9 protein-coding genes are annotated in these 15048 nt (G+C 65.8%); 3 read left to right on the top strand and 6 right to left on the bottom strand.

Annotated elements, in window-relative coordinates; translation table 11 throughout:
* The first annotated feature begins 50 nt into the window (after window positions 1-50).
* Window positions 51-1460: an enolase C-terminal domain-like protein gene (locus ACPDIT_RS10650; protein WP_423443321.1), complete on the top strand. Its 1410-nt coding sequence runs from the start codon at window positions 51-53 to the stop codon at window positions 1458-1460.
* An 18-nt stretch (window positions 1461-1478) separates the two neighbouring features.
* Here the strand turns inward: ACPDIT_RS10650 and recN are convergent, their stop codons facing one another.
* Complete coding sequence (recN, locus tag ACPDIT_RS10645) at window positions 1479-3197, bottom strand: DNA repair protein RecN (RefSeq protein ID WP_423443319.1); 1719 nt, start codon at window positions 3195-3197, stop codon at window positions 1479-1481.
* A gap of 106 nt (window positions 3198-3303) precedes the next feature.
* Between recN and ACPDIT_RS10640 the strand changes: the two genes are divergently transcribed.
* The gene (locus ACPDIT_RS10640; protein ID WP_423443317.1) at window positions 3304-4143 is read left to right on the top strand and encodes an MBL fold metallo-hydrolase; all 840 of its coding nucleotides are present in this window, start codon (window positions 3304-3306) and stop codon (window positions 4141-4143) included.
* A 91-nt stretch (window positions 4144-4234) separates the two neighbouring features.
* A complete protein-coding gene (locus tag ACPDIT_RS10635; RefSeq protein ID WP_423443315.1) occupies window positions 4235-5863 on the top strand; it encodes a TIGR03790 family protein in 1629 nt (542 codons plus the stop codon).
* An 81-nt stretch (window positions 5864-5944) separates the two neighbouring features.
* Here the strand turns inward: ACPDIT_RS10635 and ACPDIT_RS10630 are convergent, their stop codons facing one another.
* The 5 genes from ACPDIT_RS10630 to dnaB all read right to left on the bottom strand — a co-directional run bounded on the left by ACPDIT_RS10630 (window position 5945) and on the right by dnaB (window position 14979).
* Window positions 5945-6637, bottom strand: a complete 693-nt coding sequence (locus ACPDIT_RS10630; RefSeq protein WP_423443313.1) for an SDR family oxidoreductase — start codon at window positions 6635-6637, stop codon at window positions 5945-5947.
* Between the two features lie 46 nt (window positions 6638-6683).
* The gene (locus ACPDIT_RS10625; protein ID WP_423443311.1) at window positions 6684-8189 is read right to left on the bottom strand and encodes a Do family serine endopeptidase; all 1506 of its coding nucleotides are present in this window, start codon (window positions 8187-8189) and stop codon (window positions 6684-6686) included.
* A gap of 290 nt (window positions 8190-8479) precedes the next feature.
* Window positions 8480-10933, bottom strand: a complete 2454-nt coding sequence (locus ACPDIT_RS10620; RefSeq protein ID WP_423443309.1) for an SBBP repeat-containing protein — start codon at window positions 10931-10933, stop codon at window positions 8480-8482.
* Window positions 10934-10954: 21 nt separating this feature from the next.
* On the bottom strand, window positions 10955-13486 hold the full coding sequence (bamA, locus tag ACPDIT_RS10615) for an outer membrane protein assembly factor BamA (RefSeq protein ID WP_423443307.1): 2532 nt from the start codon (window positions 13484-13486) through the stop codon (window positions 10955-10957).
* 2 nt (window positions 13487-13488) lie between these two features.
* Entirely contained in the window at window positions 13489-14979 is a 1491-nt protein-coding gene (gene dnaB, locus ACPDIT_RS10610; protein ID WP_423443305.1) for a replicative DNA helicase, read from the bottom strand.
* Window positions 14980-15048 lie beyond the last annotated feature (69 nt).

Raw genomic sequence — 15048 nt, 5'->3', positions numbered from 1 at the left:
CTCCCGAAAAGCGCTTGAGCAAAGGACCGTCCCTCGCTACATCGCGGTCCATGGGCGCGAGCACCGACGTACGGCCCGTAGCGGCGGAACTCCGGTTTCTGCCCGTGACGACACGGGTCCCGCTCAAGTTCGGCACGGAATCGCTGACCACGGTCACTTGTGCGCGGGTGCGAGTCCGCGTGACCGATCGCCAGGGTCACACGGCGGAGGGCTGGGGCGAAACGCCGCTCAGCGTCCAGTGGGTGTGGCCGAGCTCGCTGCCGTACGCCGAACGACTGGACACGCTGCAGCAGTTCTGTCGTGAACTCACCGGGCTCTGGGCGGCGATCCGCGTCGAAGGTCATCCGCTGGAACTCGGGCATGCCTTTCTGGAAACCGTGTTGCCCGGTTTCTGGCAGGGTTTCAACCAGCGCCACCGGCGCGGCCGGGAGCCGATGCCGTGGTTGGCTGCACTGGTTTGCGTGTCGCCTTTCGATCTGGCCACACACGATGCGTTCGGTCATCACGTGGGCCGGCCCGTGTACGCCACCTACACCTCGGCCTTCCTCCGGTTCGACTTGAGCCGGTATTTACAGCCTGCGCCAGGGACCTCGGTATCCTTTCGGGATCGCTATCCGGCGGACTTTCTGTTGTCGCAGCGACGCGACCGACTGGTCGCATGGCACCTGGTGGGTGGTCTGGACGCGCTGGAGCCCTGGGAGCTGACCGGCAGGGAACCGGACGATGGGTACCCGGTCCTGTTGTCCGACTGGATCCGGCGCGACGGCCTGAAATGTCTGAAGGTGAAACTGCGGGGCACGGACGCAGCCTGGGACTACGATCGCCTGGTGCGGGTGGGGCGCATCGCCCTGGCCCAGGACGTGCACTGGCTGTCCGCCGATTTCAATTGCACCGTCCAGGACCCGGATTACGTGAACGACATTCTCGATCGCCTGCGCGAGGAGTACCCGCGGATCTACGGCATGCTGCTGTACGTGGAGCAACCGTTTCCCTACGACCTGGAGGCCCATCCCCGCGACGTCCACAGCGTGGCGGCGCGCAAGCCGCTGTTCCTCGACGAAAGCGCCCACGACTGGCGTCTGGTGCGGCTGGGTCGGCAGCTCGGTTGGAACGGGGTGGCACTCAAAACCTGCAAGACCCAGACGGGAGCCATCCTGGCCGCCTGTTGGGCGCGCGCCCACGGGATGGCGTTGATGGTGCAGGACCTCACCAATCCCATGCTCGCACAAATCCCCCACGTCCAACTGGCGGCGCACCTTCCGACGTTGATGGGGGTGGAAACGAATGCCATGCAGTTCTACCCGGCCGCCTCTGCACCCGAGGCGGAAGTCCATCCGGGTCTCTACGAACGCCGCTACGGGTGCGTGGATCTCTCGACGGTGCAGGGGCCCGGCTTTGGCTATGTGCTGGAGCGGATCCGGCGCGAGCTGCCTCCGCCGGCTGTCTCCTGCGGGTTTTGAGCCGGCCGAACAGGCGCCTCAACGATTCCGGGCCGCGGAACGGGGCCGGCCGCCCTGTGCGGATTCCAACAGCGCCGCGGCATGCCGCAACGCCTCCTCGGTCCGCCCACCCAGCATCCGCGCCAGCTCCTCCACTCGGGCCGAAGCCTCCAGGGGCTCGAGCTCGGACACCGTGCGTCCCTGCCGCACCGACTTGCGCACCACCCAGTGGTGCGAGGCCGCCGCGGCCACCTGCGGCAGGTGCGTCACGCAAAGGACCTGCCGATGCGCCGCGATTTCGCGCATTTTCGCCCCCACGGCATGGGCCGTTTCGCCACCCACGTTGGCGTCCACCTCGTCGAACACCAACACCGGAATCTCATCCTGAGCGGCCAGCACGGTTTTCAGCGCCAACATGACCCGTGCCAGCTCACCGGAGGAGGCAATCGCGCGCAACGGCCGCGGCGGTTCCCCCGGGTTCGGCGCGAACAGAAACTCGATCCGGTCGAATCCGGTCGGGGCCGGGGGCGGCCCTGCGGTCCACGCGTCCAGTTCGGACTCCAGCTGCACCTCGAAATGGCTCTGGCGGAAGCCGAGGTCCTCGAGCTGCCGGCCCACGGCACGGGTGAGGCCGGGAATGACTTTGCGCCGTCGCTCCGTCAGCTCGGCCCCGAGTGCGCGCAGCGTCTGGTCCACTTGGGCAATCGCCGCCTGCAACCGCGCCAGTTCCGCCTCGCGCTGTTCCAGCGTTTCCAACTGCCGACGGGCCTGTTCGCCAAACGCCAGTACCTCGGCCACCGTCCGGCCGTACTTGCGTTTGAGGCTGTGGATGAGGTCCAAACGCTGTTCGACCTCCTGCAGCCGCTCCGGATCCAGCTCGAGGCGATCGGCATAGCGGGACAAATCCTCCCGCAGGGCCCGCCACTGTTCGACGGCCCGGGCGTGGCTTTCCACAAACTCCCTTGCGGCGGGATCGAGCCGCTGCAATTCCTGCAGGGCCCGGCCCATGACCCCGGCTTGCTGCAGGATCGACGACTCGCTTTCCGACAGGAGATCCAACGCGGCGCGCGACAGTTGCAGCAGGCGGGCGGCGTTGCTCAAGCGCTGGTGGAGAGCCGGAAGGGTCTCTTCCTCCTCGGGCTGGAGGCGGGCCTCGGTGATCTCGCGCACCTGGTGCCGAAGCAGGTCCACCTGCCGGGCATGGGCCGCCTCATCCATGGCCAGGGCAGCCCGTTGCTGTTCCAGGCGGGCACGCTCCTGGCAGGCCTGCGCAAAGCGGGTCCGCAGCTCCTGCAGGCCGCCATAGGCATCGAGCAGGTCCAATTGTCGGCCGGGCTGCAACAGCGATTGGTGATCGTGCGGACCGTGAATGTCCACCAGCCAGTCCCCCAGCCGTTTCAGCACGGCCAGCGTGGTGGGCGTGCCGTTCACAAACTGTCGGTTGAGGCCCGATGCCGTCACGGTGCGTTTCAGCACCAACCGACCGTCCTCGCAGGGCTCGAGCCCGTTCTCCTCCAGCCAGTCGGCCAGGGGGATCCGGAGATCCTGAACGTCGAAGACCGCCTCCACCGTGGCGCTGTCGGCCCCGCTGCGCAACCGGGTGCGGTCGGCCCGTTCCCCCAGGACCAGCTCGAGCGCGCCGATCAGAATGGATTTGCCGGCGCCGGTCTCCCCCGTGATGACGTTGTAACCGGGACCGAGTTCCCAGGTCAGGTCCTCCACCAGCGCAAGGTTTTTGATGCGCAGCGTACGCAGCATGCTAAGTTTTGCATCCGATCGGCGGCCCGATCGGGCCCGCCGTTGCGAAAGGCGACGTCCTTCATTCAAGAGGGCGTCCCCGCGTTGGCAAAGGAAAAATCGTGGCATGGCGTTCGAACTGATCGTTCTGGGCTCGGGCACTTCCCAGGGCGTGCCCCTCATCGGGCACGAGTACCCGCCCGAATTCCTGGCCAATCCCAAAAACCATCGGACCCGCTCCGCCATTTACGTGGCCACGCCGACGGTGAAACTGGTCGTGGACACGCCTCCGGAGTTTCGACTCCAGGTCCTGCGGGAGAACATTCGCTGGCTCGACGCCGTGCTGTTCACGCACAGTCATGCCGACCACATCATGGGCCTGGACGATTGCCGCCGGTTCTGCGATCTGCGCGGCGGGCGTGCGCTGCCGGTGTACGCAGACGCCGCCACCATGGCCGATCTCCGCCGCGTTTTCGCCTATGCCTTCCACGACGGTCCATGGCCCAAGGGCTACTTCATCCCCGAACCTCACATCGTCGAGGGCCCCTTCAGTCTGGGGGACCTTCGGATCACGCCCCTGCCCCTGCCGCACGGCCGTTTTACCACCACCGGCTACCTCTTCGAGCAAAACGGCCGCAAGCGACTGGCCTACCTGAATGATTGCCAGACGGTCCCCCCCGACGTCATCCGCCAGGTCCAAGGGGTCGACATCGCCATGCTCGATGCCCTCCGTTTTCGGCCGCACCCCACGCACATGTGCCTGGATGAGGCCCTGGCCGCCGCACGCCGCATTGGCGCCCGGCATACATTGCTCACCCATCTCACGCATGATTACGACCACGACGTGGTGAATGCCGATCTGCCCGCAGGGGTCGAGCTCGCCTACGACGGCCTGCGCTTGCGGCTGGAGGATCCGGTGTCCCTGGCCGATGCCGTGGAGTGTTCCCATGCACCCGCCCGTTCCTGAGTCCAATCCCCGCAAGCCCCGGCGACCGTCCCGGCCCGGGCGGCTTTGTCTCCGTTTCGGCCAGTTGGCAGCATGGGTCATGGGGTTCTCCGTGTCCCTTCGCGTTGCGGCCACGGAGGGCGCCGAAGTGATCGTGCTGTACAACACTGCCGTGCCGGAGTCGCGCGCCGTCGCAGAACACTACGCCCGCACCCGGAATGTGCCCGCCAACCAGCTCTTCGGATTCAAACTCTCCACCGGAGCTGAAATGTCCCGGGCCGAGTATCGCGATCTGCTCCTGGAACCCTTGCTGCGAGCCCTGACCAATTCCGGCCTGATGCAGGTCGAAACCGCCCCGCCCGGCAACGAGTCCCAGTCCCGTCCCCGGCTGCGCGTTGTCCGCTCCGCCATTCGCTATGCGGTTCTTTGCTACGGCATTCCCTGGCGCATCAAACCCGACACGGGCTTGTACGAGTCGGAAAGCGAAAGCCTGCGGCTCGAACTGCGTCGGAATGAGGCCGCGGTGGACTCGGAGCTGGCCTGCCTGCCCATGGCCCTGCGCGGCTATCCGCTGGTCGGGCCCCTGGTGAATCCTCACTACGGCACCACCAACGCAGCCGGTCTCCATCCCACCAACGGCCTGTTGTTGGTGGCGCGCCTGGACGGCCCGACGCCCGAGATTGCGCGGGCGCTCGTCGACAAGGCCCAACAGGCCCAACGCGACGGGCTGTGGGGACGCTTTTATTTCGATTGTCGTGGCCAGGTCGAGCCCGGTCTTCAGGCGGGCGAAGACATGCTTCGGCAGGCAGCCGAAATGTGCCGGCTGCTCGGCATGGAAACCGTGGTGGACACGAACGAGGCCATCCTGCCGGTTTCATTTCCACTCAGTCACGTGGCCTTCTACGCCGGTTGGTACGCGGAAAACATCGGCGGCGCCCTGGCGCGTCCGGCCCCGGAGTTCATGCCCGGCGCCTTCGCCTATCACCTGCATTCCTTTGCCGCCGCCGACCTGCGCAGTGTCCAGCGCCACTGGGTGGGGCCGCTCCTCCAACGTGGCGTGACCATCACCATGGGGCCCGTGTACGAGCCGTACCTGGGCGGAACCCCCGACATTACCGTGTTCGTCTCCCGTCTGGTCCTTCAAGGGTTCAGTTTCGGCGAGGCCGCCTGGGCCTGCCAACCTGCCCTGTCCTGGCAGATGACCATGATCGGGGACCCGCTATACCGGCCGTTTGGCCGGTCGCCCAGCGCCCTGCACGCAGAGCTCGAAGCCCGGTCCTCCCCACTGGTGGCCTGGTCCCACCTGCGCCTCGTCAACCTCAACCTCGCCCGTGGCGCTCCGGTGGCCGACATGGTGGCCTACCTCGAAAACTGTCCCGTCACCCGCGACAGTGCCGTGCTCACCGAGAAGCTGGCCGAACTTTACGATCTCCAGGGCAAACCCCACTCGGCGGCCCTGACCTGGCAGCGGGCCCTCAAGCTCTCTCCCTCGCCCCAGCAGCGCTATCGCATCCTGCTTCTGCTCGCCGAACGGTTCAAAGCCCTGGAGCAGTGGGGCGACGCCTACGAAACCTGTCGTGCGCTGCTTCAGGATTACGCCGACCAGGTGGACAAATCCGCGCTCTACCGGGAACTGGCCGCCCTGGCCACGCGACTCGACAAGCCCGACGAAGCACGCCTCTATCAAAAACTGCTCGAGGCCGCCAACGCCCCCGCCACGAACCGCCCCTCTGCCAAATAAACCGGCCGGAATCCGGCTCCCGCGCGCGCAAGACAAGCCCGGCCGTACGACCAAGCCGGCCAGCGCGCCAGCCCCGCGCATTCACGGAGTGGGCACGGTCAGGGCCTTGCCATTGTCGCCGGGACCCAGTTTCAACAGGAACGGCACCGCCACACGCGCCCAGGTCTCTGGCGAGGGATAGCCGGCGGCCGAGGCGCCGAAGCAGGCCTCCAACATGTCGGTGTGGATGATGCCCGGGTTCAGCGCCACCGCGGCCAGGCCTCGCGGAAGCTCCTCCGCCAGGGCGCGAGTGAGACCTTCGATGGCCCACTTGCTGGCGCAATACGGCGCCACCTCCGCATCCGCACTCCGACCCCAACCCGAACTGAAATTCACGATGACGCCCCGCCCGCGCCGAATCATCGCCGGGACGAAGTGGCGAATGACATTGGCCACCCCTTTTACGTTGACGTCCAGGACAACGTCGAACTCTTCGGCGCTCAACTGCCACAGCGGCGCCAAACGATTGATCACGCCTGCATTGTTCAAGAGCAGGTCCGGCGCACCCAGGTCGGCCAACACCGATTCGGCCCAGCTCCGCACCGCGGCGTCCTCCCGCACATCCACCACTTGAAATCGATGCGGCTCCCTGCAGGCCGTGCGCAGCGCGGCGATCTCGGCGGCATTGCGACCACAGCCGGCCACCGTCCAGCCCCGCTGAATGAATTCGCCCACCATGGCACGGCCCAGGCCGCGCGTGGCTCCCGTCACCACGACCAGTCCCCGTGTGTTCATGGCCGTCAATCTCCAAGCGGCCCCCGGCCGGCCTCAAGGCCAAAGTTCATCGCTGACCCCGGGGATTGGGTATCGTCAGAACCTGCGTGCCGGCCCGACCCCCGTCCCTTCGCCAGATGCGCAGGCGCAGTTCGGGTTCGTCGGCTTGCCGCAACGCGTTCCGCACGGCTTCCTCGGTGCGCACGTTCCTCCCCTGGATTTGGAGAAGCACGTCGCCCGCACGCAACCCGGCTTCCGCCAGGGGAGATCCTTCGGCCACGGAGCGCACCCACAGGCCACGGATGTAATCGGGAATCTGGTCCTGCTGCCGCACCTGCTCGTCCAGGGGCGCAAGCTCAACTCCCTCCAGCAGGTCGATTCTCCGAAGGGATCCCGCATCGTCGGCCTCCGTGTCGGGGTTCGGCAATTCGGCCAGTGTCAAGGACACACTGCGCGTCGTCCCGTCGCGCCACACCTTCAGATGCACCGAGGTGCCGGGCGCCGTCTGCGAGGCCATCAGGCGCAGGTGCCGACCATCCTCCACCTTCCGGCCATTGAACTCGAGGATCAGATCCCCTTCGCGCAGGCCCGCGGCTTCGGCGGGCGTGCCCGAGGCCACTCCGCCCACCAGGGCCCCGGATCCCTCCGGCAGGTTCAACGTCCGGCTCACCTCGGGGGTCAACGGCCGCAAATAAATGCCCAGATAACCGCGCCGGATCCGACCCTCCGTCAGCAACCGCTCCATCACGTGCCGGGCCATGTTGACCGGCACCGCAAAGCCCACGCCCACGCTTCCGCTGCCCCCGGTGACAATCGCGGTATTGATCCCCACCAGCCGGCCCAGCGCGTCCACCAGTGCCCCGCCCGAATTACCGACATTGATCGGCGCGTCCGTCTGGATGAAATCCTCGTAATCGGTCAGGCCCAGGCCGCCCCGCCCCACCGCACTCACGATGCCCATCGTGACGGTCTGCCCCACGCCGAAGGGATTGCCCAGCGCCAATACCAGGTCGCCCACCTCCAACTGGTCACTGTCGGTCATCACAATGGCCGGCAGATTCGTCGCCGGCACCTTCAACACCGCAATGTCCGTGTGCGGATCCGCCCCCACGACTTCCGCTTCGAATTCCGTTCGGCCGTCGGCCAGCCGCACGCGGATCTCGTCGGCCTGCTCGACCACGTGGTTGTTCGTGAGGATGTAACCGTCCCGCGACACGATGACGCCGGAGCCCAATCCCCGTGCTCGACGTTCCCGGGGCCGTCCCTCGCGACGGAACCGATCCCCGAAAAACCGGCGGAACGCGGGATCGTCCAAAAACGGGTGCCAGAAACTCTCCCCCTGCAAAATGCGGGTGGTGTAAATGGTGACCACGCTCGGGGCAACCGCTTTGACCACCGGGGCCAGACTCGTACGGGCCTTGACCTCCGGCGGCAGGGGCCGCAGGTCTTCGCGCAGCTCGGGGAGAGCACGAAAGCCGGCGGCCGGGCCGGAGAAGGGGCACCCTGTGACCACGGCCAGGATCAAGAACATCGAGCGGCTGCGCCCGAATCGGAACCTGTCACAGCACTTCATGCCAGATTCGTTTGGGATCCCTCGCAAGCCCGGCCACGCCGGCAACGCGGCTCATCCGCAGCTGCGCCGGGGCGGGTTGCAGGACCCCACGCACCGAAACCTATCCCGGTTTGATCGTGGCGCCAACCCACCTTTGCCCCGCCCACAACACAGACCCGGCCCCGGGAAAAGTACCGATGCAGCCGTGCGACAGGGAAACCCCGTTTCTGCTTTTGCGAGGGATCGGTGTTTCCACCCTGCTCCCGAGCCTTGCACCGGCACCCGACGCACGGGCAGGACAGCCCTGGACCTTACCGCAGCTGCAATCGGAACCAGGCCGGCCCGTTGGTGGTTCCCAATTCGATGCGGTGGAATCCGGAGACGGGCGCCGGAGCGGGGCCGACGGATTCCCATACCGGCGCAGAATCGGGCAGGGCCCGGAACAATTCCCACTCATGGGAGGGCGCGGGCCAGAACAGCTCCACCAAACCGGGCCCCGCGAGACGGATTTGCAAAGCGGGCGGTTGCAAAAGCCGCGCCAGAAATGCATCGCCGGGCCCTCCCGCAAACACGGGTTGCAAGGGGCGCTCGGTCCATAGATTCGTGGACGTCGTGGTGCCTGCGATCCACAGGTGTCCGGCCGGATCCAGCGCCAGTGCATACCCATAATCTTCGCCGCTGCCGCCGTAATAAAACGCGTACTCGAGGGCTCCACCGCGCGGATCCAGACCCGCCAGGAACGCATCCAGCCGACCCGCCAGCGTCGCACTGCCACCCGAGGGAACCGCCATCACCGGAAAGTTCGTCGAGCCGGTGACCCCGATCAAATGGACGCGCCCCACACGGTCCACTGCAAGATCCCAGGCCTCGTCTCTTCCCCGCCCCCCAAAGGCCACCGAGTAAACCCAGCCGGTCGGGGCCCGACCATCGATCTTGGTGACGAAAACATCTGCCAACGCGCGATTGGTCCACGCCGTGCCCGTGAGATTTGTGATGGTCACCGGGAAGTCGATGGACTCCGTGCTCCCGGCCACGTAGGCGTTGCCCTCGACATCCGTCACAATGCGAAAACCGACGTCGCTGAATGTCCCGCCCAAAAAGGTGGAGAACTCCGGCGCGCCCTCGGACGACAAACGCGTCACAAACGCATCCGGCATCGTGTTTACGTTCGTCGCCAGGCCTGTGGGATCGTTGATGCGGGCTTGAATCGCGTTGGTGACCCAAAAGTTGGTGGACTGCGTCAGGCCCGTGATCCAGACCCGGCCCTCCCTGTCCACGGCCACGCCGCTGCCATAGTCCAGTCCGCTGCCTCCCAGATAGGTGCTGAAACCCAGGCCCTGCCCATCCGCCGTCAATTGCGCCACAAAGCCGTCCCGCCCGCCGGCCGGCACCGGCTGAAACGCGTTCACCACCGGCAGGTTGGTGGAGTCGGTCAAGCCCGTGAGGTAAATCCGGCCCGGGGTGTCCACGGCCAAACCGATGCCCTCATCCAACCCGGACCCTCCGAAAAAGGTGCTGAACTCCACGCGGTCACCCTCCGGACTCAACTTGGCCACAAAGGCATCCAAAGGATGCACGCCCAATGCGGGATCCGGTTGCCCTCCGATGGCCGCTTGCAAAGCCCGAACCGTGGGAAAGTTCGAGGAGGCTGTAAAGCCGGTCAGGTACACCGCCCCCGCGCTGTCCACCGCCAAGGCCAGCGCTGCATCATGAGCCCGGCCCCCCAAATACGTCAGATACACCAGGTTCGAACCCGACGGAGTCAGTTTGGCCACAAACGCGTCCCCACCGACCGCCGTGCCTCCACCGTAATTCGTCTGAAAAGCCCCCGCCGTCGCCAGCGCAGTTGCCGAGGTCGTTTCACCTGCCACGTACACGGCCCCCGTGGCATCCGCCGCCACGGCCCAGATCACATCGCCACCCGCGCCCCCGAAATAACTCGCATACCGAAAGACCGGATCGATCGTGAGCGGCAGGGACGGGTCGTAAAGGCCCAGACGGAACCCAACGCGCCGGGCCCCGCGCAACTCGAACGCACATTCAATCTCTCTCCGGCCCCCTTCGGCGTGCTGATAAGCCACGGGCCGGTGCTGGCGCAGTTCCAGACCCGCCACGCGCACCACCAGATCCCCGTTGGCCTCGACGCGGACCTCCTCGGCGCCTTCGATCCGCATCTCGATGCCTGCAGGATTCGCCCCGGGAGCCAGCACGAAATCCATTTCGAGCTGCCGGTCCGACGCGTAGTACACCACATCCACGCCCCGGTACACCTGCTCGAAGCGAACCGCACGGGTCAAGGGCACGTCGAGTCGCCAGCGATCCGGCCGATTTCCCAACAGGTAATGCACCCGGCCCGGCAGCGGATCCAGCGCCCTTGCCGGAGCCTGCGGATTGGCTCCGACCCAGTGCAATCGGACCCACCGGGCCGGCGCCACTGCACGCGGTGGGACGGTGCTTCGGGTCCGGCCGTCATCGGACGGCGCGGTCTCCACGGGTCCGGGCGGCACCAACGCCACGGCCACCTCGTCCGCCGCCACCAGATAGAGCGCGGCCCGGCCCTGCGCCACGAAGGCATACCGCGCCTCCACCTGGCCCACATTGCGTTCGAAGTAAAAGGGCAGCTGCACGGTGCCGGCCGGCCCCCCCGGGGTCAGCCCCAGCGCGGCCACGGTCGCCACCCACCAGATCAGCAGGCCTCGCGCAAGATCCCGCCCTCCGGCCGGTGGCCGCGGGATCGGATCAGAACCAGGAGCAGGCAGTTTCATCGGGCAAAACGAATGCCGGGCTCAGAACTCGCGCGTGTAACCGACGCCAAACTGGAAGCGGCCCCGACCGCTGCTGAAGCGTTCGTCATAGTTGATCGGGATGCCATAATCCAGGCGCAGCGGTCCGATGGGCAGATCCAGCCGGATCCCGAAGCCCCAGTTGTCGCTTCGGTTGGCAAAGTCGAAGTTGAACGAGTCGGCCATGACGTTGCCCACGTCATAGAAGACGGCAAATCGCAGGCGCTGGATGACCGGGAGGCTGTACTCGATCGAGCCCATCCAGTACGTGTTGCCCCCGATCGGCTCCGAAAAGCCCGGCTCGCGGGGCGAGACCTCGCGATATTTGAAGCCGCGCAACGAATAGAGCCCGCCAAGGTAAAACCGGTCGTAAAACGGCACCACCTGCGTGTCTCCCCAGGTGTCCGCCACGCCCACGCGTCCGATGACCTCGATGATGTGGCCCTCGAACAGTCCGGGGAAATACCAGGCCGTGCGCAGTTCGGTGCGCCAGTAGTCCTTCTCCCCGGGCCACGGGCCGGCCGCTTCGCCGTAAAGCTCCGTGCGCTGGCCGCGACTCGGCAGCAGGGTGCTGTTGCGCGTGTCATACGCGAGCGACAAACCCAGGCGCGAAACGAGCGAGTCGCCCTCCTCGGCAAACAACGCCCCCGGTGCATTGGCGGGGTCCACCCGGAGGATCTCCCCGCGCCCCGGCAACGGCTCGCGCACCAGCCGCGCCGGATGCAGCCCCGGGTCCAGATCAATGCCCACGTTTTCCAGCGTGTACGTCACGCCCCCGATGAAGAAGTCACTCCACAGCGTCCGACGCAGTCCCAGGCTGAGGCCCGTGCGCCGCTCGTCGTACAGCCCGCCGAAGCTTTGATAGGCCAGATCCCGATGGTACAAATCCACGCTCAGGCTGAGTTTCCGTCCAAACAGCCAGGGCTCCACAAAGCTCAAAATGTAATCCTGCCGTTCGGTGCCGACCTGGGCGCGCAGCCGGAATTTCTGACCCCCGCCGGTAAACGTCGGCGGCTTGAACAGATCAAAGTTGCCCTGGCTGAATTCCACAAACCCCACCAGGGCATCCACCGAACTGAAGCCGGCCCCGAGGCTGATGTTGCCCGTGTTCCGCTCCTCGACCGCCACCAACAGGTTCCGCCGCGTCGGGATGTCGGTCGGCTCCGGCTTCAATTCCACCTTGTCAAAGTATTGCAGGCCCTTGAGACGCGCCTCGCTCAGTTTGACCCCCACCATGTCGAACACCTCGCCCGGCGCCACCGCCAGTTCCCGTCGAATCACGCGATCCTTGGTCTTGGTGTTGCCCCGGATCTCGATTTTTTCGATGAACACCTTCTGGCCCTCGTTGATGAGAAACTCGAGGTCCATGGTGTTGCTCTCGGTGTTCGGGATGCGACGGACCCGCAGATTGGGCGAGGTGGCATTCACGTCAATGTGGCCGCGGGCCCCGTAAAAATTTTCGATGGCGACCAGGTTGTTGGACAAGCCGGCCGGGGTGAACACGTCGCCGGGTTTCATTTTGAAGGCGCGACGAAACGCCTGCACCTCGTACCACTGGCGCCGATCCTCCTCCCCGCGGGGCGGCTTCGGCTCCGGCTGGAAGTCCGGGGCCACGGCATTGGTCGGCAACAACGTCGTGCCACTGAACCGGATGCTGCCCACCTTGTACGGCTGCCCCTCGAAGACCTCGAACCGCACGATCATGCGATTGGGCCGGGGATACTCGATCTTCACGTCCTTGATCTCGAAGTCCAAATAGCCCTGTTGCCGGTAAAAGTCCGTCAGTCGCTCCCGATCGTCCTCCAGTTCCTCATCCTTGTAATAGCCGCTGCCCGTCAGCCACGAGAACATCCAGTGCGGCCGGGTCTTGATCACATTGCCCGGCCCCTTGCGGCCGGGACGAAACAGGCGCTGATACCACGCCACGCGCGGGGGAAAGGCCTGCACGCCGGCAAACTCCACGCGCTCGATCTTGATCTTGGGGCTCTCCGCAATCTCGAAGGTCACCGAGCCGCGCCCGGCCGCCTCGTCGATGTTGACCACGTATTTGACCCGCGTGTTCGGGTAGCCCTTCTTCTGATACAGCTTTTGGATCTCTTGGCTGTCGGTGAACAACTTTCGCTCGATCAACGGCTCGCCCACCTTGGAACTGATGAGCTTGCGCAACCGCGCGTCCGTGAACTTCGTGTTCCCCTGGAACTTGATGTCCGTGAGGCGGGGATTGCCCTGCACAATGTACGTCAACACGATCCCTTCCGGCGTGCGATCGGCCGTCACCCGCACATTGTAAAACTGACCCGTCGCATAGAGACTGCGGATGTCCTCGTCCACGCTGGCCGGGCGATACACATCGCCGGGCTTGACGCGAATGTTGGCCCGCAACAGCGCGTCACTGGCCGCCGGCGGGCCCACATGTCGCACGTCCACCCGCACCACCTTGACGTCCTCCTGGGCCAGGGGGGAAAACTGGGCGCGCACCACCCCCGGGGCGCTCAGCAGGCACAGGGCCAGGAGAAACCGCAAACACCAGTGCATGTTCAGGCAGGGCTCGGGAGATCTTCAGGCTCGACCTTGGTGACGCTTTCAAAACGGGTGTAGGGCCGCAGGAACACCAGGTCGATCTCCCCGGTGGGCCCGTTGCGTTGCTTGGCGATGTACAGTTTCACAGGTACGGCTTCCTCGTCAAAATCGCGCGCCGGATCGTCGTCGTCCCGGCCCTTGGTGTCCCGGTACAGCAGGCCGACCACGTCTGCATCCTGCTCGATGGCGCCGGACTCTCGCAAGTCGGACAGCCGCGGCGCCTCCCCCGCGCCGCGCTTCTCCACATCCCGGTTCAACTGACTCAACACGATCACCGGCACGTTCAGCTCCTTGGCCAGCGCCTTCACCCCGTTGGAAATGTCGGCAATTTCCTGCTGCCGGTTCTCCGCACGCCGGGAAGTGGAATGCAGCAACTGCAGGTAATCAATCACAAACAGTCGAATCCCGTGCTGCTGCGCCAGCCGACGCGCCTTCGCCCGCAGTTGCAAAATCGACAGACCCGAGGTGTCGTCGATGTACAACGGGGCCGACGCCAGCTTCCCGGCCGCCGCCGTCAACCTCGGAAAATCCCGCTCCGCCAGGAAGCCGTCCCGCACATTGCGCAGGTTGACCCGGGCCCGCGAACAAAGCAGCCGCATCACCAACGACTCGGCCGTCATCTCCAGGCTGAACACCGCCACCGGCAGCCGCAGATCAATAGCCACATGCTCGGCGATGTTCATCGCCAGCGAGGTCTTGCCCACACTCGGCCGGGCGGCAATCACAATCATCTCGCCCCCGTGCAACCCGGTGGTCAAACGATCCAGATCCGGGAACCCCGTCGGCAGGCCGCTGAGCATGCCCTTTTGCGTGTGGAGCTTTTCGATCTTGCCGATGGCGTCCCGCACCAGCTCCCGAATGGGCACCGTGCCCCCCTCGACCCGTTCCTCGCTGATGTGCAGAAGGTCCCGTTCCACCTCGTCCAGCAGCTCCTGCACGTCCCCCTCGTACTCATAAACGCGGCCCACCACGTGGGTGCAGGTTTGCACCAAACGCCGCAGCAGATACTTCTCGTAGACGATGTTGGCGTAGTGCGCCAGGTTGGCGGCCGAGGGAACCGCGTCCGGTAACGTGGCCAGGTACGCCAAGCCACCCGCCAGGTCGAGCCGGTTCACCGGTGTCCCCGCCCGACCGTCCTCCCAGGGCGGCGCATCCTTCAGCCGTTGCTGCAGCGTGATCAGGTCAATCGGCTCCCGCCGCTCGAACATCTCGATGAGCGTGCGGTAAATCACCTGGTGACGCAGATCGTAAAACACCTCCGGCCGCGCCTTCAGCAACTCGAGGCTCTCGCCCATGCACGGGTTGGGCGACAGCAGAATGCAACCCAGCACCCCCCGCTCCGCTTCCAACGAATGCGGGGGAAGTCGATCCGCCCGCGGCTCTGTCACCGGCCCGCGCCGCCGTCGAGCGCGCTTCAAATCCACCCCGGCCTCGCTGTTCTCACTCATGGTTTCCCCGCAGAGCAGCCACGTTTCACCCTCTTCCGTCGCTGAACCGCTATTCAACCCCACCCCGGC

The organism is Limisphaera sp. VF-2 (assembly GCF_049537125.1).
Taxonomy (GTDB): domain Bacteria; phylum Verrucomicrobiota; class Verrucomicrobiia; order Limisphaerales; family Limisphaeraceae; genus Limisphaera.
Note: the sequence above shows the minus strand (reverse complement) of the source record. Positions and strands in the feature narration are given on the sequence as shown.